Annotated in this window: 22 protein-coding genes, 1 pseudogene and 1 other annotated feature; of the genes and pseudogenes, 21 read left to right on the forward strand and 2 right to left on the reverse strand. The window is 44.8% G+C overall.

Annotated features, from left to right (window positions below; all coding sequences use genetic code 11):
- Nucleotides 1-70: 70 nt before the first annotated feature.
- The 16 genes from D8790_RS02910 to trpA all read left to right on the forward strand — a co-directional run bounded on the left by D8790_RS02910 (nucleotide 71) and on the right by trpA (nucleotide 13,808).
- Nucleotides 71-802 (forward strand): pseudouridine synthase, encoded by a 732-nt coding sequence (locus D8790_RS02910; RefSeq protein ID WP_125387509.1) that lies wholly within the window; start codon nucleotides 71-73, stop codon nucleotides 800-802.
- A complete protein-coding gene (yidD, locus tag D8790_RS02915) occupies nucleotides 799-1,059 on the forward strand; it encodes a membrane protein insertion efficiency factor YidD (RefSeq protein WP_185761896.1) in 261 nt (86 codons plus the stop codon). The genes D8790_RS02910 and yidD overlap by 4 nt, the downstream gene beginning before the upstream one ends.
- An 88-nt stretch (nucleotides 1,060-1,147) precedes the next feature.
- Nucleotides 1,148-1,687 (forward strand): 16S rRNA (guanine(966)-N(2))-methyltransferase RsmD, encoded by a 540-nt coding sequence (gene rsmD / locus D8790_RS02920; RefSeq protein ID WP_125387510.1) that lies wholly within the window; start codon nucleotides 1,148-1,150, stop codon nucleotides 1,685-1,687.
- Complete coding sequence (gene coaD, locus D8790_RS02925; RefSeq protein WP_125387511.1) at nucleotides 1,677-2,162, forward strand: pantetheine-phosphate adenylyltransferase; 486 nt, start codon at nucleotides 1,677-1,679, stop codon at nucleotides 2,160-2,162. Before rsmD ends, coaD begins: the two co-directional genes overlap by 11 nt.
- 22 nt (nucleotides 2,163-2,184) lie before the next feature.
- Nucleotides 2,185-3,252 (forward strand): SepM family pheromone-processing serine protease, encoded by a 1,068-nt coding sequence (locus tag D8790_RS02930; RefSeq protein ID WP_037586341.1) that lies wholly within the window; start codon nucleotides 2,185-2,187, stop codon nucleotides 3,250-3,252.
- A 162-nt stretch (nucleotides 3,253-3,414) separates the two neighbouring features.
- Nucleotides 3,415-3,978, forward strand: a complete 564-nt coding sequence (locus D8790_RS02935; protein ID WP_125387512.1) for a YutD family protein — start codon at nucleotides 3,415-3,417, stop codon at nucleotides 3,976-3,978.
- Nucleotides 3,979-3,987: 9 nt separating this feature from the next.
- Complete coding sequence (gene rlmN, locus D8790_RS02940; protein WP_125387513.1) at nucleotides 3,988-5,076, forward strand: dual-specificity RNA methyltransferase RlmN; 1,089 nt, start codon at nucleotides 3,988-3,990, stop codon at nucleotides 5,074-5,076.
- Nucleotides 5,063-5,605, forward strand: coding sequence for a VanZ family protein (locus tag D8790_RS02945; protein WP_125387514.1), 543 nt, complete (start codon nucleotides 5,063-5,065; stop codon nucleotides 5,603-5,605). The genes rlmN and D8790_RS02945 overlap by 14 nt, the downstream gene beginning before the upstream one ends.
- 72 nt (nucleotides 5,606-5,677) lie before the next feature.
- Nucleotides 5,678-5,907: a binding site (T-box leader), on the forward strand.
- A 61-nt stretch (nucleotides 5,908-5,968) separates the two neighbouring features.
- Nucleotides 5,969-7,150, forward strand: coding sequence for a tryptophan synthase subunit beta (trpB, locus tag D8790_RS02950; protein WP_125387515.1), 1,182 nt, complete (start codon nucleotides 5,969-5,971; stop codon nucleotides 7,148-7,150).
- Between the two features lie 401 nt (nucleotides 7,151-7,551).
- Nucleotides 7,552-8,910: an anthranilate synthase component I gene (gene trpE, locus D8790_RS02955; protein WP_125387516.1), complete on the forward strand. Its 1,359-nt coding sequence runs from the start codon at nucleotides 7,552-7,554 to the stop codon at nucleotides 8,908-8,910.
- Nucleotides 8,907-9,470 (forward strand): aminodeoxychorismate/anthranilate synthase component II, encoded by a 564-nt coding sequence (locus D8790_RS02960; RefSeq protein ID WP_125387517.1) that lies wholly within the window; start codon nucleotides 8,907-8,909, stop codon nucleotides 9,468-9,470. Before trpE ends, D8790_RS02960 begins: the two co-directional genes overlap by 4 nt.
- Nucleotides 9,471-9,480: 10 nt before the next feature.
- Entirely contained in the window at nucleotides 9,481-10,485 is a 1,005-nt protein-coding gene (gene trpD, locus D8790_RS02965; protein WP_048791973.1) for an anthranilate phosphoribosyltransferase, read from the forward strand.
- On the forward strand, nucleotides 10,482-11,249 hold the full coding sequence (trpC, locus tag D8790_RS02970; protein WP_125387518.1) for an indole-3-glycerol phosphate synthase TrpC: 768 nt from the start codon (nucleotides 10,482-10,484) through the stop codon (nucleotides 11,247-11,249). The genes trpD and trpC overlap by 4 nt, the downstream gene beginning before the upstream one ends.
- Nucleotides 11,236-11,823 (forward strand): phosphoribosylanthranilate isomerase, encoded by a 588-nt coding sequence (locus D8790_RS02975; RefSeq protein WP_125387519.1) that lies wholly within the window; start codon nucleotides 11,236-11,238, stop codon nucleotides 11,821-11,823. The genes trpC and D8790_RS02975 overlap by 14 nt, the downstream gene beginning before the upstream one ends.
- On the forward strand, nucleotides 11,813-13,036 hold the full coding sequence (trpB, locus tag D8790_RS02980) for a tryptophan synthase subunit beta (RefSeq protein ID WP_125387520.1): 1,224 nt from the start codon (nucleotides 11,813-11,815) through the stop codon (nucleotides 13,034-13,036). The genes D8790_RS02975 and trpB (D8790_RS02980) overlap by 11 nt, the downstream gene beginning before the upstream one ends.
- Complete coding sequence (gene trpA, locus D8790_RS02985) at nucleotides 13,029-13,808, forward strand: tryptophan synthase subunit alpha (protein WP_125387521.1); 780 nt, start codon at nucleotides 13,029-13,031, stop codon at nucleotides 13,806-13,808. The genes trpB (D8790_RS02980) and trpA overlap by 8 nt, the downstream gene beginning before the upstream one ends.
- On the opposite strand, the gene D8790_RS02990 is transcribed toward trpA, so the two are convergent.
- Nucleotides 13,777-14,439: a prepilin peptidase gene (locus D8790_RS02990; protein WP_125387522.1), complete on the reverse strand. Its 663-nt coding sequence runs from the start codon at nucleotides 14,437-14,439 to the stop codon at nucleotides 13,777-13,779. The genes trpA and D8790_RS02990 overlap by 32 nt on opposite strands.
- A 165-nt stretch (nucleotides 14,440-14,604) precedes the next feature.
- Here D8790_RS02990 and D8790_RS02995 point away from each other — a divergent pair, with 165 nt between their 5' ends.
- The 4 genes and pseudogenes from D8790_RS02995 to D8790_RS03015 all read left to right on the forward strand — a co-directional run.
- Nucleotides 14,605-15,120 carry a Dps family protein gene (locus D8790_RS02995; protein ID WP_015605512.1) on the forward strand — a complete coding sequence of 172 codons (516 nt, stop codon included), beginning with the start codon at nucleotides 14,605-14,607 and terminating at the stop codon, nucleotides 15,118-15,120.
- Between the two features lie 380 nt (nucleotides 15,121-15,500).
- Entirely contained in the window at nucleotides 15,501-15,719 is a 219-nt protein-coding gene (locus D8790_RS03005; RefSeq protein WP_125387523.1) for a YqgQ family protein, read from the forward strand.
- A 1-nt stretch (nucleotide 15,720) separates the two neighbouring features.
- Nucleotides 15,721-16,101 carry a rhodanese-like domain-containing protein gene (locus D8790_RS03010; protein ID WP_045499072.1) on the forward strand — a complete coding sequence of 127 codons (381 nt, stop codon included), beginning with the start codon at nucleotides 15,721-15,723 and terminating at the stop codon, nucleotides 16,099-16,101.
- Between the two features lie 38 nt (nucleotides 16,102-16,139).
- Nucleotides 16,140-16,286, forward strand: a pseudogene (locus D8790_RS03015) (DUF4190 domain-containing protein); the annotation flags it as partial.
- Nucleotides 16,287-16,321: 35 nt separating this feature from the next.
- On the opposite strand, the gene D8790_RS03020 reads toward D8790_RS03015, so the two are convergent.
- Nucleotides 16,322-17,047 carry a 16S rRNA pseudouridine(516) synthase gene (locus D8790_RS03020; protein WP_125387524.1) on the reverse strand — a complete coding sequence of 242 codons (726 nt, stop codon included), beginning with the start codon at nucleotides 17,045-17,047 and terminating at the stop codon, nucleotides 16,322-16,324.
- Nucleotides 17,048-17,240: 193 nt separating this feature from the next.
- Here D8790_RS03020 and typA point away from each other — a divergent pair, with 193 nt between their 5' ends.
- On the forward strand, nucleotides 17,241-19,088 hold the full coding sequence (gene typA, locus D8790_RS03025) for a translational GTPase TypA (RefSeq protein ID WP_125387525.1): 1,848 nt from the start codon (nucleotides 17,241-17,243) through the stop codon (nucleotides 19,086-19,088).
- Nucleotides 19,089-19,111 lie beyond the last annotated feature (23 nt).

The following is a 19,111-nucleotide window of genomic DNA, read 5'->3' on the forward strand; positions in this document are numbered from 1 at the left end:
CCTATTTGCCATTTTTCCAGCTGTTAAAGTTGTGAAAATGGTCTTTGTATCTTGTGAAAGGACAATATCGATGAGAATCAATAAATACATTGCCCATGCTGGAATTGCCAGCCGGAGAAAGGCTGAGGAATTGATCAAGCAGGGGCTGGTGACCGTAAATGGTCAGGTGGTGCGTGAGCTAGCGACCACCATTAAGTCTGGTGACCGAGTAGAAGTGGAAGGCCAGCCTATTTACAATGAAGAAAAGGTCTACTACCTGCTCAATAAACCGCGCGGGGTGATTTCTAGTGTGACCGATGACAAAGGGCGTAAGACAGTCGTTGATTTGCTGCCGCAGGTCAAGGAGCGGATTTATCCCGTTGGCCGACTGGACTGGGATACTTCTGGCGCTTTGATTTTGACCAATGATGGTGATTTCACGGATGAAATGATTCACCCGCGAAATGAAATTGACAAGGTCTATGTGGCGCGTGTCAAGGGTGTAGCCAATAAGGAAGTTCTGCGTCCGTTGACTCGCGGTCTGGTCATTGAGAGCAAGAAAACCAAGCCAGCGGTTTATGAGATTCTTAAGGTCGATCCCGTGAAGAATCGCTCGGTTGTTCAGTTGACCATCCACGAAGGACGTAACCATCAGGTCAAGAAGATGTTTGAAGCGGTGGGGCTGCCAGTGGACAAGCTTTCACGGACTCAGTTTGGACATCTGGACTTGACGGGACTCAAGCCGGGTGAGGCACGCCGATTGATTAAAAAAGAAGTCAGCCAGTTGCATAACTTGGCTGTGACCAAAACTAAGAAAAAATGATTAAGAAACTATTGATAGCGCCGGTTCGTTTTTACCAGCGCTTTATTTCCCCTGCCTTTCCGCCTTCTTGCCGTTTTCGGCCAACTTGTTCCAATTACATGATTGAAGCCATTGAAAAACACGGAGCCAAGGGGGTGCTGATGGGCTTGGCAAGAATTGGTCGCTGCCATCCTTGGTCCGAGGAAGGGGACGATCCAGTGCCGGATCATTTTAGTCTTCGGCGAAATGACTCTAAAACAGACGTTGAACGGAAATAGCCTTGTTTCCGTTTTTTTTTGCTAGAGAATAAAGTCCAGCCTTAGCAATTACTATCAGCTTTTCAATATTTTTGTTATAATGTTTCTTATGAGAGTTGTTTCAGGGAAGTACGGGGGCAGACCCCTCAAGACATTAGATGGCAAGACAACGCGACCTACGACAGACAAGGTCAAGGGCGCGATTTTTAATATGATTGGGCCTTATTTTGATGGCGGTCGGGTGCTGGATCTGTATGCAGGCAGTGGTAGTCTGGGAATTGAGGCGGTGTCTCGCGGCATGGAGTCGGCTGTTTTGGTTGAAAAAGATCGGCGGGCGCAAGCCGTTGTGGCAGAAAATATTGCCATGACCAAGGAAGTAGCACGCTTTGAGCTGCTCAAGATGGAGTCAAGTCGGGCGCTGGAGCAGTTGACTGGTCCGTTTGATCTAGTTTTGCTGGATCCGCCCTATGCCAAGGAGCAGATTATTGCGGATATTGAGAAAATGGCGGAACGCAAGCTCTTGAGCGAGGATATTATGGTTGTTTGCGAGACGGATAAGTCGGTTGATCTGCCAGAAGAAATCGCAGACTTGGGTATCTGGAAGCAAAAAATATATGGAATTTCAAAGGTGACGGTCTATGTCAGATAAAATCGGGCTCTTTACTGGGTCATTTGATCCCATTACTAATGGACATGTGGACTTGATTGAGCGTGCCAGTCGGTTGTTTGATCGCTTGTATGTGGGAATCTTCTACAATCCTCACAAAGCAGGATTTTTTAGCATCCATGCGAAAAAAAGGATGGTTCTAGCGGCTTTGGCGCATTTGGAAAATGTGGAAGTCATCACTTCCCATGATGAATTGGCGGTTGATGTGGCAAAAAGGCTGGGTGTGACTGCTCTTGTCCGAGGTCTACGCAACGGTCGGGACTTAGACTATGAAGCTGGCCTGCATTTTTTTAATAAGGAATTGGCACCTGATTTGGAGACCATATTTCTGCTGAGTCAGCCGGCTTACCGATATATCAGTTCTTCAGCGATGCGGGAATTGATCGCTTTTCAGCAGGATCTCTCTGCCTATGTGCCAGCAAGTGTGATTGAGGAGTTAGAGAAAAAAGATGAATAATGACATGATAAATCCGAAAAAGATGACAAAGGAAAATAAACGTGGTTTAACAGTAGTTGGTTGTGCTGGAGTGGCCTCTATTATCGTGCTTGTGCTCTTCCTATTCTCTTTCATTGTTCCATTGCCTTACTATATTGAGGTGCCTGGAGGTGCAGAAGACATTCGAAAGGTTCTGACTGTGGATGGAAAAGAGGACCAGGCAGCAGGTTCCTACAATTTTGTGACTGTTGGGATCCAGCATGCGACCTTTGCTCACCTGGTCTACGCTTGGCTGACGCCTTTTACGGATATTTATTCAGCTCAGGATATGACGGGTGGCTCGAGTGATGCTGAGTATATGCGCATTAACCAATTTTATATGGAAACGTCGCAGAATATGGCCAAATACCAAGGTCTCAAAGCTGCAGGAAAAGACATCAAGATGAACTATCTGGGTGTCTATGTTCTAAAAGTAGCTCCAAATTCGACCTTTAAAGGAATTTTGAATATTGCGGATACGGTGACGGGAGTCAATGACAAGACCTTTGAAAGCTCGGAAGATTTGGTCAAATATGTCAATTCTCAGGCCTTGGGCGATAGTGTCAAAGTGACCTACGAAGAAGATGGAAAAACCAAGACGGCGACGGGAAAAATCATCAAGCTGGAAAATGGCAAAAATGGAATTGGCATTAGTTTGATTGACCGCACGGAAGTCAACAGCAGTGTTCCGATTGAATTTTCGACCGAAGGCATCGGTGGTCCCAGTGCTGGTCTCATGTTTAGCCTAGCCATTTATACTCAGCTGGCTAATCCAGACCTACGAGACGGCCGCGTGATTGCGGGAACGGGCAGCATTGACAGAGAAGGCAAGGTTGGAGATATTGGTGGGATTGACAAAAAAGTCGTCTCTGCTGCCAAGATCGGAGCGACAATCTTCTTTGCTCCGGATAATCCTGTCAGCGAGGAAGAAAAAAAGGCTAATCCCAAAGCCAAGACCAACTATGAAACGGCGCTTGAAGCAGCCAAGGAAATTAAAACGGATATGAAAATCGTACCGGTTAAGACTCTTCAGGACGCGATTGATTATTTAGAAAAAACCAAAAAATCTTAGTTTCGGCTAAGATTTTTGTCTTTTAGAGACGAACGAAAGGTATTTTTTATTAAATCGTCTGACTTTTTACAGAAAGATCTTTTTCTTCTGAAAAAATATAAATTCCCCTTGTTTTGTGATAAAATAATATGAAGTAAGATAGATGAATGACAAAGGATAGGTATGCGTAAAGAGATTTCACCTGAGTTGTATAATTACAATAAATTCCCCGGCCCAGAATTTAAGCAATTGGGCAGCAAGATAATTGCAGAAAAATTCGAGTTTGAATTGGTGGAGAATTATAAAGAGGCCTTTGATTTGACGGCCTTTCACCAGCGCTTTTCAGAAATTCTGAACAAATTTGACTATATTGTCGGAGACTGGGGCAATGAACAGTTGCGATTGCGCGGTTTTTATCGGGATGAGAAAGCCAAGGAAAATGCGGAGAAAATCAGCCGTTTGCAAGACTATCTGCTAGAGTATTGTAATTACGGCTGTGCCTATTTTGTTTTGGAAAATGCTCAGCCAAGACGGGCCGCCTTTGACAAAAAATCCCACCATAAGAGAAAATCGGACAGTAAAAAACATCCAGAAATTTCTAGGGAACGTGGCTCTAAAAAAACGAAGGATGAGCAGAAAAAACATCATCCAAAGACAAACAAGAACAAACAACAGAAACAAGGCAAACAGGCAAAGCAAGCGGCATCTGGCCAATCGCAGCGCCATTTTGTCATTCGTCAGAAATAAAGGAGAAACATGAAACCATCGATTTATAGCTTAACACGAGAAGAAATGATTGAATGGGCGGAAGCTCAGGGAGAAAAGAAATTCCGTGCTAGCCAGATTTGGGAGTGGCTCTATCGCAAACGGGTTCAGTCTTTTGAAGAGATGACTAATCTATCTAAAGATTTGATTGCCAAACTAAATGAACAGTTTGTTGTCAATCCGCTTAAACAGCGTATCGTCCAAGAGTCTGCTGATGGTACGGTCAAGTACCTTTTTGAGCTGCCAGATGGCATGCTGATTGAGACGGTGCTCATGCGCCAGCACTACGGACTTTCTGTCTGTGTGACCACCCAGGTCGGCTGCAATATCGGCTGTACCTTCTGTGCCTCTGGTTTGATTAAAAAGCAACGTGACCTTAATAATGGTGAGATTGTAGCTCAGATTATGCTGGTTCAGAAGTATTTTGACGAGCGTGGTCAGGATGAGCGGGTCAGCCACATCGTGGTTATGGGAATCGGCGAGCCTTTCGATAATTATAAGAATGTCTTGAAGTTTGTACGGACGGTTAATGATGATAAAGGTCTGGCCATCGGTGCCCGCCATATCACGGTTTCAACTTCAGGGCTGGCTCATAAGATCCGTGACTTTGCCAATGAAGGCGTGCAGGTCAATCTGGCTGTTTCACTGCACGCACCCAACAATGAACTGCGTTCTAGTATCATGAAAATCAACCGTGCCTTTCCGATTGAGAAGCTCTTTGCGGCCATTGAATACTATATCGAGACCACCAACCGTCGGGTGACCTTTGAGTACATTATGCTCAATGAAGTCAATGACGGGGTAGAGCAGGCCAAGGAATTGGCAGAATTGCTGAAAAACATCAAGAAGCTATCTTATGTCAATCTCATTCCTTACAACCCAGTAAGCGAGCACGACCAATACAGCCGCAGTCCCAAAGAGCGTGTGATGGCCTTCTACGATACCCTCAAGAAAAACGGAGTCAACTGTGTGGTTCGTCAGGAACATGGTACAGATATTGATGCAGCCTGCGGCCAGTTGCGTTCTAATACTATGAAGCGAGATCGTGAGAAAGCACTTGTTGAAAATGTTCAGCCTTAAGAATTATTTGACTTCAGATGGTGAGCTGACGGCTCGGGGCCGGAAATTGCTAGTAGGAGGATGCGGACTCTATTTCTTGATGCTTTGCATCCTGTGCTTTATTCCTCAAGTTCCAGAGCCGGGAATGGAGACGCCGGGAGTCCAGTATTTTGGCCGAATAGTAGTTTTGCTAGTCCCGTTTAATTCCTTTGTCAATATTGGTGAGATTACTTCTTGGATCCAGCTGGTCAAGGTCTTTATCCAAAATCTAGCCAATATCTTTCTGCTATCGCCCTTAATCTTTCAATTGCTTTGCCTCTTTCCAAAATTGCGGAAGACCAAGAAGGTTGTCTGGCTGAGCTTTGGGATGAGTCTGTCTATCGAAGTGACTCAGATTCTGCTGGACCTTCTTATCAATGCCAATCGAGTCTTTGAGATTGATGATCTCTGGACCAATACTTTGGGTGGTTATCTGGCTTGGCGGGCATTTCAGCTTGGTCAGAAAATCTGGAAAAATCGTCAAGACGACGTTTTCAAGGCTGATGAGTGAAGAAAAAGTTCGGATTTAGAAGAAAAAATTAAATTTTTTCTTGACAAGAAAAAGAGAAAGGCCTATAATAAAATAAATCATCAGAAAAGTAATAATTTTTTCTACTTTCAGGGAGCCTGTGGTTGGTGGAAACAGGTAGTGGAGGATTATGAAGTGGGCTGATGCAAAAAATGAATTTGAAGCAATAAAAATTCGGTGAGCACACCTTACAGTGCAGCTTGTTGTTAGACAAGACAGAGATATGGAGGCAGTCTATACTTTGCTCCATAATTGAGGTGGCACCGCGATTTTACGCCCTCACACAGATTTTTTCTGTGTGAGGGCTTTTGTTTTGCTTGAAAATAAAGAAAAGAGGAAATCAAGATGGCAGAAACTAAAGGATATTTTGGACAATTCGGCGGCTCCTTTGTACCGGAGCCTATCCAAGCCTTGCTGGATGAATTGGAAGCGACTTTTGAGAAGTATAAGGATGATCCAGAATTTTTAAATGAATACCGACATTATTTGGCGGATTATTCAGGCCGGGAGACTCCGCTCTATTACGCAGAAAGTCTGACTCAGCATCTGGGCGGAGCTAAGATTTATCTGAAGCGGGAAGACCTCAATCATCTGGGCTCCCATAAGCTTAATAATGTTTTGGGGCAGATTCTTCTAGCTAAGCGGATGGGCAAGACCCGAGTCATCGCTGAAACTGGAGCTAGCCAGCATGGTGTGGCAACTGCGGCAGCAGCAGCTAAGTTTGGTATGAAGTGCGATGTTTACATGGGTGCAGAGGATGTAGAACGCCAGCGCCTCAATGTTTTCCGCATGGAAATGATGGGCGCGACTGTTCACGCTGTGGAAACAGGGACTAAAACCCTCAAGGATGCTGTAGATGCGGCCTTTGGAGCTTGGATGAGTGATTTGGAAGCCTTCTATGTTTTGGGTTCGGCTGTCGGACCTCACCCTTATCCGACGATTGTCCATGAGTTCCAAAAGGTGATCAGTGAAGAATCTCGCCGTCAGATTTTGGACAAGGAAGGTCGCTTGCCGGACTATGTTATTGCCTGTGTAGGTGGTGGTTCCAATGCTATCGGTGCTTTCTCTCAGTATGTGGCGGATGAAGAAGTCAAGCTGGTTGGTGTTGAAGCGGCTGGACGGGGCCTTGATACAGACCAGCATGCGGCGACCATGACCAAGGGAAGCGTCGGAGTAGTGGACGGTATGAAGACTTACGCTGTCTTTGCAGAAGATGGTCAGGTGGCACCGGTTTACTCCATTTCGGCAGGCTTGGACTATCCTGGAGTTGGTCCTGAACATGCTTTCTTTAAAGATTCCGGACGAGTAGAATACGTAGCAGCGACAGATGATGAAGCTGTGGATGCCTTGCTTCTCTTGACACAAAAGGAAGGAATTTTGCCAGCGATTGAAAGCTCTCACGCCATTGCTGAAGCCATCAAGCGAGCTCCGCAATTGTCATCTGACCAAATCATCATTATCAATGTATCTGGTCGTGGAGACAAGGATGTGGCAGCCATTGCCGACTATCTAGAAAAACGAAAATAAAATACCCAGCAGAAGAGTAGTAACATCTCTCCTTTCAGAGAGTCTGTGGTTGCTGTAAACAGGCAGGAGAAGTTATGAAATGGGCTGTTGGAGACAATATTTTGTCCTTTAGTTGATCTTTTATAGTTTTGTTAGCATACTTTTCCATGAGCCGGTATGCTTCCTTGTACCAAAAGCAACTTAAATGACTACAATAACAAATGAGATGTGGAGCCTGAAAACTCCATAACTGAGGTGGCACCGCGATGACACGCCCTCACAGGATGAACTGTGTGGGCTTTTTTCTGTAGTTTTGGAGCAGGTTATGACAGTGGACAGGTGCTATCTGTTCTTGTGAAATACGATCATAGCTAGCAAATTGTTCCTCCTTAAACGCTTCTGATTAAATAGAAAGAAAAATTATGCAAAAGATTTTACCAGCTGATATTTTATCGCCGATTCTGGCTTATATGCGGATTCAGGGCGACCACAAGGTGATTTTGGAAAGTATTCCGAGAGATAGCGAGACAGCCCGCTTTTCTATCCTAGCTTATAATCCAGTCTTTGAAGTTCGCTATGAAAATGGCCAGTTAACAAAGAACGGGCAAGTAATTGAGGCAGATCCATTGGACTATCTGCACGAGTTGGCAGTAAAAAAAGATCATCATTCAGACCTGCCTTTTGGCGGTGGAGCCATCGGTTTTGTTGGCTATGATATGATTTCCCTCTATGAGGAGATTGGCCAGATTCCAGCAGATGTGATTGGAACGCCGGATATGCACTTTTTCGTCTATGAGAGTTACATGGTTTTTGACCATAAAAAAGACAAGGTCTATATCCTTGAGGAGGCCCTTTACAGTGATAGAAGCGAAGCTGATTTGGCTACCAGTCTGGAGCGTATCATGGCTGAGCTGGCGCAGCCGGCGGCAGATGAATTTTCACCGCTGGAACTGTCCAGTTTGAACTTCCAGAGTCATATCGAGCAGACAACTTTTGAAAAAATGGTGGAAGAAGCGCGTAGCTTGATTCGGCAGGGAGATATGTTCCAATGTGTGCTCAGTCAGCGGTTTTCAGCAGAATATTCTGGTAGGACACTGGATTACTATCGCAATCTGCGCGTGACCAATCCTTCCAACTATCTCTACTTTTATGATTTTGGAGATTATCAGATTATCGGAGCCAGCCCGGAAAGTCTGGTGTCAGTCAAGCAGGGGCAGGTTACGACCAATCCTATTGCTGGGACCAGACCGCGTGGGAAGGATGAGAGAGAGGATAAAGCCTTGGCAGATGAGTTACTGGCTGACGAGAAGGAAGTGGCGGAACACCGCATGTTAGTTGATTTGGGGCGTAATGATATTGGTAAAATTGCCCAGAATAACAGCGTGGAAGTCACTAAGTACATGGAAGTGGAGTATTTCCGCTATGTCATGCATCTGACCAGCGTGGTCCGTGGTCAGCTTCTGCCCCAACTGACAGCCATGGATGCGCTCAAGTCCACCCTGCCGGCCGGTACCGTCTCGGGCGCGCCTAAGATTCGAGCCATGAAACGGATTTATGAGCTGGAGCAGGAAAAGCGTGGCGTTTATGCAGGGGCTATCGGCTATCTGTCTGCGACAGGGGATATGGATTTTGCCATTGCTATACGCACTATGATTTTGAAAAATGGCAGAGCTTATGTTCAAGCTGGAGCGGGTATTGTTTATGACTCGATCCCTACTAATGAATACCAAGAAACCATCAACAAAGCCAAATCAATGACCAAGATAGGAGAGATGCAATGATTTTATTGATTGATAATTATGATTCTTTTACTTACAATCTAGCCCAATATATCGGCAATTTCGCAGAAGTTAAGGTTTTGCGAAATGATGATGCAGGCCTTTATCAAGCGGCAGAAGAAGCTGATGCTTTGGTGCTGTCTCCAGGTCCAGGCTGGCCAGCAGATGCAGGACGGATGGAAGAGCTTATCCGCGATTTTGCTGGTAAGAAGCCGATTTTGGGAATTTGCTTGGGGCACCAAGCCATTGCAGAAGTATTTGGCGGAAAGCTAGGCTTGGCTCCCAAAGTCATGCACGGAAAGCAAAGTATTCTGCGCTTTGAGAGAAAATCTTCTATTTATCAAGGGATAGAGGATGGGCAGCCAGTTATGCGCTATCATTCGATTTTGATTGAGGAGATGCCAAAGGACTTTGAAGTGACGGCTCGGGCAGTTGATGACAACTCGATCATGGCTATCCAGCATAAGAGCTTGCCCATTTATGGTTTTCAGTATCATCCAGAAAGTATTGGCACGCCGGATGGCTTGTCGTCCATCAAAAATTTCATCGACTTAGTCAAATAGGGGAAGAATTATGAAAGAAATTATTGCAAAACTAGCAGATTTTAAGGATTTGAGTAGCTCTGAAGTGTCAGATGTGCTAGAGCGCATCGTTACTAGAAGAGTAACAGAAACACAAATTGCAGCCTTTTTGCTGGCTCTCAAGATGAAAGGGGAAACGGTAGAGGAACGGACGGCTTTGGCTCAGGCTATGCGAGGCCATACTCCGCAGATCCCTACAAAAATTCGCACAGCCATGGACAATTGTGGAACTGGTGGTGACAGATCATTTAGTTTCAATGTTTCGACCACAGCGGCTTTCGTATTAGCTGGTGGTGGGATCAAGATGGCTAAGCACGGCAATCGCTCCATTACCTCTAAATCAGGCTCAGCTGATGTTTTAGAAGCTTTGGGGATTAACCTAAACATGGATACAGCCAGCTTGGGTAAGGTCTTTGATCAGACGGGGATAGTCTTTCTCTTTGCTAAAAACCTTCATCCAGCTATGAAATATATCATGCCAGCTCGTCTCAGTCTAGGTGTTCCCACTATCATGAACCTGACAGGGCCGCTCATCCATCCTATGGTTTTAGAAACCCAGCTTTTGGGCACCAGTCGGCCAGATATGCTGGAGAGCACGGCGGAAGTTTTGAAAAATATGGGCCGCAAGCGTGCAGTGGTCGTGTCGGGTCCAGATGGTCTGGACGAAGCCGGTCTTCATGGTCGTACCCAGTACGCTTTGCTAGCAGATGGGGAGATCAGCCTGCATAGCTTTCTACCGTCAGACATTGGCATGGAAGAAATCCCTCTTGAAGCAATTCGTGGAGGTAATGCCAAAGAAAATGCAGATATTCTGGTATCTGTCCTGCAAAATCAAGCCAGCCCTTATCTGGAAATGACAGTTCTGAACGCAGGTCTAGGCTTCTTTGCTAATGGGAAAACAGAAAGCATAGAAGATGGAATAGCTTTGGCTCGCCAAGTGATTGCCAGCGGCGCAGCCTATGAAAAACTCAAGCAACTACAGGAGTATCAGAAATGAGCAAAGAATTTCTCCCGACCATTCTAAAGCAAAAAGAGCAGGAAGTCGCAGCTATGTCCTATGAAGAGCTGCAACCACTGCGCTCGACCTATTCTCTCTATGAGTATCTCAAAAGCCATCCTCAAGAGCTGCAGCTGATTGCTGAGGTTAAAAAAGCCAGCCCCAGTCTGGGAGATATTAATCTCGGTGTGGATATTGTGGAGCAGGCTCGCACCTATGAACGATGCGGTGCAACCATGATTTCGGTTCTGACAGATGAGATTTTCTTTAAAGGTCATCTGGATTACCTGAGAGAGATTTCAAGTCAAGTGACCATTCCAACCCTCAATAAGGACTTTATTATTGATGAAAAGCAGATTGTTCGCGCCCGCAATGCTGGAGCGACAGTTATTCTTCTGATTGTGGCTGCCTTGTCTGAAAAGCGGCTGCAAGAACTCTATGATTTTGCTACAGGTTTAGGTTTGGAAATTTTGGTCGAAACCCATAATCTGGCGGAGCTGGAAATTGCCCATAGAATAGAAGCTCGGATTATCGGTGTTAATAACCGCAATCTAGTTACTTTTGAGACAGATATCAATACAAGTCTTCAGCTATCTGCCCATTTCAAAGATGACAGGGTTTACGTATCTGAGTCCGCTATTTTCAGCAAGGAAGATGCTGAGCTAGTAGCTCCTTATTTCCATGCGGTTTTAGTCGGAACAGCCCTGATGCAGGCTGAGGATGTGGCAGAAAAGATTAAGGAGCTGAAAATTGACAAAGGTTAAGATTTGCGGCTTATCAACGGCCAGCGCTGTGGAAACGGCATGCCAGGCTGGTGCAGATTACATTGGCTTTGTCTTTGCTGAGAGCCGTCGGAGGGTCAGTTTGGAGCAAGCTCAGAAGCTAGCTGCCTTGGTGCCATCTACTGTTCGAAAGGTAGGAGTTTTCGTCTCTCCGAGCTTGGCAGAGCTACAGGAAGCTATTTCAGTGGCAAACCTGGATTTGGTGCAGATTCATGGCGATTTTAATGAAGAGCTTCTGACTGAGATCGGCCGGCCGGTTATTCGAGCTTATCAGGTCAAGGGAGCGTTAAAAGGAGTCAGCCAACAAGCGGACTACCTGCTCTTTGATGCCCCTCTTGCCGGTAGTGGTCAGACCTTTGACTGGCAAGCTTTTGATAAGAGTCAAATCCACCAGCCCTTCTTTATCGCTGGTGGTTTGAATGCAGGAAATGTCCGAGAAGCGATTCAGCACTTCGCCCCTTACGCAGTTGATGTCTCAAGCGGGGTCGAGACTGACGGCCAGAAGGACTTAGAGAAGATAAAAGAATTTATAGAAAGAGTGAAAGATGGTATATAATCAACCCAATCAAGAAGGATTTTACGGTGAGTTTGGCGGACGCTTTGTTCCCGAAACGCTGATGACAGCAGTTTTGGAGCTGGATAAAGCCTACCGTGAGAGTAAAAAAGACCTAGCCTTTCAGGCTGAGCTGGACGAGTTGCTGAAGCAATATGTAGGTCGGGAGAATCCTCTCTATTTTGCTAAAAATCTGACAGCCTATGCTGGCGGTGCTAAGATTTATCTGAAGCGGGAAGACCTCAACCATACTGGGGCCCATAAAATCAATAATGCTATAGGCCAGGTCCTATTAGCCAAGCGGATGGGCAAGAAGAAAATCATTGCAGAGACTGGTGCGGGTCAGCACGGAGTAGCCACAGCCACGGCTGCAGCCCTTTTCAACATGGACTGTACTATCTACATGGGTGAAGAAGATGTTAAGCGCCAAGCCCTTAATGTCTTTCGGATGGAACTTTTAGGAGCCAAGGTAGAGTCTGTGACCGATGGCTCTCGAGTCCTCAAAGATGCAGTCAATGCCGCCTTGCGAGCTTGGGTGGCTCAGGTTGATGATACTCACTATATTATGGGCTCAGCCTTGGGACCCCATCCATTCCCAGAGATTGTCCGCGACTATCAGAGCGTGATTGGGCGTGAGGCCAAGCGCCAGTTTGCTGAGCAAAATGCAGGTGCCTTGCCAGATGCTTTAGTGGCCTGTGTTGGCGGTGGCTCCAATGCTATTGGACTCTTTTATCCCTTTGTAGACGATAGCACAGTTGCCATGTATGGAACAGAAGCGGCTGGGCGAGGCATCGATACAGATGAACACGCTGCGACCTTAACCAAGGGCCGGCCAGGTGTTTTGCACGGTGCCTTGATGGATGTCCTGCAGGATGAGCAAGGGCAGATTCTGGAAGCTTTCTCTATCTCTGCCGGGCTAGACTATCCGGGCATCGGTCCTGAACATTCTCATTTTAATGCTATCAAACGTGCCACTTATGTGCCAGTCACAGACGAAGAAGCCTTGGAAGCCTTCCAGCTCCTGTCTCGTATCGAAGGGATTATCCCTGCTCTAGAGTCTAGTCACGCTATTGCTTACGCGGTTAAGCTGGCTAAGGAGTTGGGACCAGATAAATCAATGATCGTCTGCCTATCCGGCCGTGGTGACAAGGATGTCGTTCAGGTAAAGGAACGCTTGGAAAGAGAAGCGGCTCAAAAAGGAGGTGCCCATGACTAAAACACTCACTCAGCATTTAGAAGCCATCAAAAAAGCAGACAAGGGAATTTTCCTTCCTTATATCATGGCTGGTGATCACGAGAAAGGTTTAGCCGGATTAGCAGAAACTATAGCATTTTTGGAAAACTTGGGTGTGTCAGCCATTGAAATCGGCCTGCCATTTTCAGACCCTGTTGCAGATGGGCCAGTTATTGAAGAAGCCGGTCTGAGAAGTCTGGGTCACCATACTTCCGCCAAGTCTTTAATCGCAAGCTTGCAGAAGTTGGACACTCAGCTGCCTCTCATCATCATGACCTACTTCAATCCCATTTTCCAGTATGGCCTCAAAGATTTCGTCAAGGACCTAGCTACGACGCCGGTTAAAGGATTGATTATTCCGGATCTGCCCTACGAGCATAGAGACTTTATCCTGCCTCTGCTGGAAGATTCAGATATCGCTCTAGTTCCTTTAGTGAGTCTAACGACTGGACTAGAACGTCAACAGGAGCTGATCAAGGAAGCTGAAGGTTTTATCTACGCTGTAGCCATCAACGGTGTGACGGGTAAGAGCGGAAGCTACCGCAATGATTTGGACCAGCATTTGAGCAAACTCCATGATATTGCAGAGATTCCAGTACTGACGGGCTTTGGTGTTTCGACTTTAGAGGATGTTGACCGCTTCAATCAAGTCTCAGATGGCGTCATTGTCGGATCTAAGATTGTCAAAGCTCTTCATGAAAAGGACGCCAGCATAGCATCCTTTATCCAAGAAGCAGCGGCTTATAAGAAATAAGAACCACCACACCAAACAAAAGACAAGGTACAAATGCTAGCCTGTCTTTTTTCTTTTTAAAGCAGAAACAGGCGAGGCCAGAGAAGCTAGCGATTTGGATGAGAATGAGAATTTCTGTCAGGCTGAAAATGGCCGAGCAGGAAGCAAGAAAGAGAAAATCTCCAGCTCCGATGCGAATATTAAAAAAGAAGGCTAGAAGTCCTAGGATCAAAAAGAAAATCATGAGCGGATTGATACCTGCTGTCGCCATCAGCAAGAACTGAAAAATCAGCCAGATTAGAAGAGGGTATTCTTGCTCACGCTGATCGTAGATGGCTAGGGTCAAGCCCATCGTTAGCAGTAAGAGCTGGGCTAGCGAAAGATAACCTAAACTCCAGCTTAGAAAAAGCCAGCCCAGCACTAACTCAAAAGCAGCATACCAGACAGGAAGACGAATCTTGCAGAAACGGCAGCGGAAGCGACTAAGAAGTTGAGACAGGATAGGAATCAAATCCCGTGCTTTGAGTATCTGCTTGCAGTTGTCACAGTGGCTGCTTGGTGAGATGATGGATTGTTCTGGGAAGCGGTCAATAACTAAGCCTAGAAATGAGGCCAGAACCGTTCCGACTAGAAAAAAGTATAGATGAATCATACTTGTTTATTCGTGATTTTGAGTAGAAAAATCTGAAATTTTACAACTTTTCTAATAAAGTAAAATTTTGAGTTTTAATACTTGACTTTCTTAATTAGAAGCATTATAATTAAAACATAATCAATAAAGATTAGAATGATTACAAATAAAAAGAGAGGTATCATTATGACTCAAGTAAAACATGGCGCTGCAGCAGATGTAGCAACTTTCACTAACCAAAATTCTTTACCAAAAACAAAAGCAGTTCTTAACCAAGTGGTTTCAGATCTTTATACAGCTCGTATCGCTCTTCACCAAGTTCACTGGTATATGCGTGGTGCAGGCTTCATGGTATGGCATCCAAAAATGGATGAATACATGGATACAATTGATGAAACCTTGGATGAAGTCAGCGAACGCTTGATTACTCTAGGTGGCAAGCCTTATTCAACTCTGACAGAGTTTATTCAACACAGCAAAATTGAAGAAAAAGCTGGCGAATTCAGCAAGAATGTTGAAGAAAGCTTGGAGCGCGTGATTGAAATCTTCCGTTATCTGACAGATCTTTACCAAGAAGCTATGGATGTGACAGATGAAGAAGGCGACGATGTAACCAATGATATCTTTGTTGGTGCTAAGGCAGACCTTGAAAAGACGATCTGGATGTTGACAGCTGAGCTTGGCCAAGCACCAGGTTTGTAAAATGATGTTTAAAGAGGCTGGGACAAAAGTCCTAGCCTCTCAATTGTCTTTGGATTGTCGAGCAAGACGCAGTGGTTGAGTGGGCTCTACTACGCTGATTTCATCAGCTTTTACAGCCCTACTCAACTGTGCGGAGGTGGGACGACGAAATCAAATTCTAACGAATTACCGATTTCTGTCCCACTCTCTGTTTTTTCTTAAGGATTGTTTAAGCTTCTTCCTTTATACTAAGATTATCAAATGAAGACCTCCTAACTTTGTTTGATAGAACTCCTAAACTTTTCTTTTTCATAATAATCTCCCGAAAAGGCAGCCTCTGTGGCTGTCTTTTCTGTTTTGTCATCTTGAAAACTTTGCTAAAATCTGATAAAATATAGCTCATGAAAACACTCTATGATGTGCAGCAATTTCTTAAAAATTTCGGGATCATTATCTATATGGGCAAGCGTCTTTATGATATTGAGATGATGAAAATTGAGTTGGAGCGGATTTACGATGCTGGCCTGATGGATAAGCTTGATTATCTGGAGGCTGAGGCGGTTCTTCGCAGAGAACATCAAGTAGAGTTGAAGTATTTAGAAGATAGAGGGAGAAACTAGAATGGGAATTTGGACTTTATGGGCAATCTTGCTGGGAATGTTGGCTTGGATGGGCTTCAATTATTTCCGTATTCGCCGTGCAGCTAAAGTAGTAGATAATAGTGAGTTTGAAGCTTTGATTCGTCAAGGGCAATTGATTGACTTGCGTGATCCATCGGATTTCCATCGCAAGCATATCTTGGGGGCGCGCAATATTCCGTCTCAACAGCTCAAGTCTAGTATCAATGCGCTTCGCAAAGACAAACCAGTTCTTCTTTATGAAAATAGCCGTGGGCAACGTGTGACCAATGCGGCAATCTACTTGAAGAAGCAAGGTTTTAACGATATTTATATCCTGTCTTACGGTCTTGATTCTTGGAGCGGTAAGGTAAAGACAAGCTGATTCTTTGTAGAATATATACAAAGTTAACTACTTATAATTTAATTGGTCTGGTTTTGAGCAATTCTCATTAAAAAGAAACTCAATTAGATTATAAAACAGAAAGAATTCTTAATATCGTCGGCATTGTCATTTCTGTCATCAACTGGATTGCAGGTATTATTCTGAGATTGAATGGATTTATGTAATGAATAATAAAAAGGCTTGAATAAGCCTTTTTGTTTTACCAGGTTTGTTCCAAATAGCCTCTAATAATCTCGAGTTCGGAAGGATTCAGCGGTCGATAACTGCCTTCTGTTAGATTGGGATCCAGCTGAAAATCACCGAAATGAGTGCGTTTGAGATAGGTGACTTTGACACCAACTGCTAGAAACATTTTCTTGACCTGATGAAATTTCCCTTCAGAAATGGTAACTGAGGCGGTGGAGTGCTCGAAGCTAGTCGAATGAATCTGAAGTTGAGCGGGTTTGCATTGAGTTCCGTCCAGAAAAACAATTCCTTGTTGAAAAGCGATTGTGGCTTCTTGGTCAAGAGGACCGTTGACTTCGACATAGTAGGTCTTTGCGATATGGTATTGTGGATGGAGGAGTTGAAATCCCAGTGGTCCATTATCTGTAATCAGAAGTAGACCCCGTGTATCACGATCCAAACGGCCGATGGCGTAAAGCTGGTCGTTAAAATCTTCTGGGGCAATTAGATCTAGGACAGTCATCTTGTCTGCGTCAGAACTGGCAGTGACAGCACCGGCGGGCTTGTTCATCAGAAAATAATGGTGGACTAGGTGGTTTAAAGGTTTACCAGCTAGGCTAATGGACTGGAGACCACTATCGACATTTTGACTGAGGGAGCGAGCAGCTTGACCGTCAATTACAATCTGCCTTAGTCGCAGTTTTTGTTTCATCTCTTTTCGGCTAATCTTAGCTAGGGCTAAGAATTTATCAAGGCGCATGAGTTTTCCTTTCAAAGGTTTGGATCGATTCTTTTTTTCTTTTTATCATACACTTTCGGAAGTAAAATTGCAAAAATGGCTACAGTTTACGATTTACCTATGAAAACATTTACACTTGGTTAGCCCGTGTTTTTTGGAAAAAACTGTGTTATAATTTTTAGTTGGAAATAAATAATAAGATTTAGAGGAAAAAATGACAAAATTTAGAGAAGATATTCGCAATATCGCCATTATCGCTCACGTTGACCACGGAAAAACAACCCTCGTTGACGAATTATTGAAACAATCTGAAACTCTTGATGCACGTACAGAGTTGGCAGAGCGTGCTATGGACTCAAACGATATCGAAAAAGAGCGTGGAATTACCATCCTGGCTAAGAATACAGCTGTTGCTTACAACGGAACTCGTATCAACATCATGGACACACCAGGACACGCGGACTTCGGTGGAGAAGTTGAGCGTATCATGAAAATGGTTGACGGGGTTGTTTTGGTCGTAGATGCTTACGAAGGAACTATGCCACAAACTCGTTTCGTATTGAAAAAAGCCTTGGAACAAGACCTTGTCCCAATCGTGGTTGTCAACAAAATCGACAAACCATCAGCTCGTCCAGCAGAAGTAGTGGACGAAGTATTGGAACTCTTTATCGAGCTTGGTGCAGATGATGACCAGCTTGACTTCCCAGTGGTGTATGCTTCAGCTATCAACGGAACTTCTTCACTTTCTGACGATCCTGCTGATCAAGAAAAAACAATGGCACCAATCTTTGATACCATCATCGACCATATCCCAGCTCCAGTCGACAATTCAGATGAGCCTTTGCAGTTCCAAGTGTCACTTTTGGACTACAATGACTTCGTAGGTCGTATCGGTATCGGACGTGTCTTCCGTGGTAGTGTGAAAGTTGGGGACCAAGTTACTCTTTCTAAACTAGACGGCACAACGAAGAACTTCCGCGTTACAAAACTCTTCGGTTTCTTTGGTTTGGAACGTCGTGAAATCCAAGAAGCTAAAGCGGGTGATTTGATTGCCGTTTCCGGTATGGAAGATATCTTTGTTGGTGAAACCATTACACCAACAGATGCCATTGAACCACTTCCAATCCTTCACATTGATGAGCCAACGCTCCAAATGACCTTCTTGGTTAACAACTCACCATTTGCAGGTCGCGAAGGGAAATGGGTAACGTCTCGTAAGGTGGAAGAACGCTTGCAAGCAGAATTGCAGACAGACGTATCCCTACGAGTCGACCCGACGGATTCACCAGATAAATGGACTGTTTCAGGACGTGGTGAATTGCACTTATCAATCCTAATCGAAACCATGCGTCGTGAGGGCTATGAACTTCAAGTATCTCGTCCAGAAGTTATCGTAAAAGAAATCGATGGTGTTAAATGCGAGCCCTTTGAGCGCGTCCAAATCGACACACCAGAAGAATACCAAGGATCTGTAATCCAAAGCCTTTCTGAACGTAAGGGTGAAATGTTGGATATGATTTCAACTGGAAATGGTCAAACTCGTTTGGTCTTCCTTGTTCCAGCGCGTGGTTTGATCGGATACTCAACTGAGTTCTTGTCAATGACGCGTGGTTACGGTATCATGAACCATACCTTCGACCAATACTTGCCATTGATTCCAGGGGAAATTGGTGGACGTCACCGTGGTGCCCTTGTTTCTATTGATGCTGGTAAGGCTACAACTTACTCAATCATGTCGATCGAAGAGCGCGGTACCATCTTTGTCAACCCAGGTACTGAGGTTTACGAAGGGATGATCATTGGTGAAAACTCTCGTGAAAACGACTTAACAGTGAACATCACCAAGGCCAAACAAATGACCAATGTTCGTTCAGCTACTAAGGACCAAACAGCTGTTATCAAGACACCTCGTATCTTGACCCTTGAAGAGTCACTTGAATTCTTGAACGACGATGAGTACATGGAAGTAACGCCAGAGTCTATCCGTTTGCGTAAACAAATCTTGAACAAGCAAGAACGCGAAAAAGCTAATAAAAATAAGAAAAAACAAGCAGCAGAATAAATCATTGAGTTGACTGATGGTAG

It is taken from the genome of Streptococcus cristatus, from assembly GCF_003943535.1.
Taxonomy (GTDB): Bacteria; Bacillota; Bacilli; order Lactobacillales; family Streptococcaceae; genus Streptococcus; species Streptococcus cristatus_L.

Coding starts and splice junctions, on each gene's coding strand:
- D8790_RS02910 (WP_125387509.1), top strand. CDS start 71: ATGAGAATCAATAAATACATTGCCCATGCTGGAATTGCCAGCCGGAGA.
- yidD (WP_185761896.1), top strand. CDS start 799: ATGATTAAGAAACTATTGATAGCGCCGGTTCGTTTTTACCAGCGCTTT.
- rsmD (WP_125387510.1), top strand. CDS start 1,148: ATGAGAGTTGTTTCAGGGAAGTACGGGGGCAGACCCCTCAAGACATTA.
- coaD (WP_125387511.1), top strand. CDS start 1,677: ATGTCAGATAAAATCGGGCTCTTTACTGGGTCATTTGATCCCATTACT.
- D8790_RS02930 (WP_037586341.1), top strand. CDS start 2,185: ATGACAAAGGAAAATAAACGTGGTTTAACAGTAGTTGGTTGTGCTGGA.
- D8790_RS02935 (WP_125387512.1), top strand. CDS start 3,415: ATGCGTAAAGAGATTTCACCTGAGTTGTATAATTACAATAAATTCCCC.
- rlmN (WP_125387513.1), top strand. CDS start 3,988: ATGAAACCATCGATTTATAGCTTAACACGAGAAGAAATGATTGAATGG.
- D8790_RS02945 (WP_125387514.1), top strand. CDS start 5,063: ATGTTCAGCCTTAAGAATTATTTGACTTCAGATGGTGAGCTGACGGCT.
- trpB (WP_125387515.1), top strand. CDS start 5,969: ATGGCAGAAACTAAAGGATATTTTGGACAATTCGGCGGCTCCTTTGTA.
- trpE (WP_125387516.1), top strand. CDS start 7,552: ATGCAAAAGATTTTACCAGCTGATATTTTATCGCCGATTCTGGCTTAT.
- D8790_RS02960 (WP_125387517.1), top strand. CDS start 8,907: ATGATTTTATTGATTGATAATTATGATTCTTTTACTTACAATCTAGCC.
- trpD (WP_048791973.1), top strand. CDS start 9,481: ATGAAAGAAATTATTGCAAAACTAGCAGATTTTAAGGATTTGAGTAGC.
- trpC (WP_125387518.1), top strand. CDS start 10,482: ATGAGCAAAGAATTTCTCCCGACCATTCTAAAGCAAAAAGAGCAGGAA.
- trpB (WP_125387520.1), top strand. CDS start 11,813: ATGGTATATAATCAACCCAATCAAGAAGGATTTTACGGTGAGTTTGGC.
- trpA (WP_125387521.1), top strand. CDS start 13,029: ATGACTAAAACACTCACTCAGCATTTAGAAGCCATCAAAAAAGCAGAC.
- D8790_RS02990 (WP_125387522.1), bottom strand. CDS start 14,439: ATGATTCATCTATACTTTTTTCTAGTCGGAACGGTTCTGGCCTCATTT.
- D8790_RS02995 (WP_015605512.1), top strand. CDS start 14,605: ATGACTCAAGTAAAACATGGCGCTGCAGCAGATGTAGCAACTTTCACT.
- D8790_RS03005 (WP_125387523.1), top strand. CDS start 15,501: ATGAAAACACTCTATGATGTGCAGCAATTTCTTAAAAATTTCGGGATC.
- D8790_RS03010 (WP_045499072.1), top strand. CDS start 15,721: ATGGGAATTTGGACTTTATGGGCAATCTTGCTGGGAATGTTGGCTTGG.
- D8790_RS03020 (WP_125387524.1), bottom strand. CDS start 17,047: ATGCGCCTTGATAAATTCTTAGCCCTAGCTAAGATTAGCCGAAAAGAG.
- typA (WP_125387525.1), top strand. CDS start 17,241: ATGACAAAATTTAGAGAAGATATTCGCAATATCGCCATTATCGCTCAC.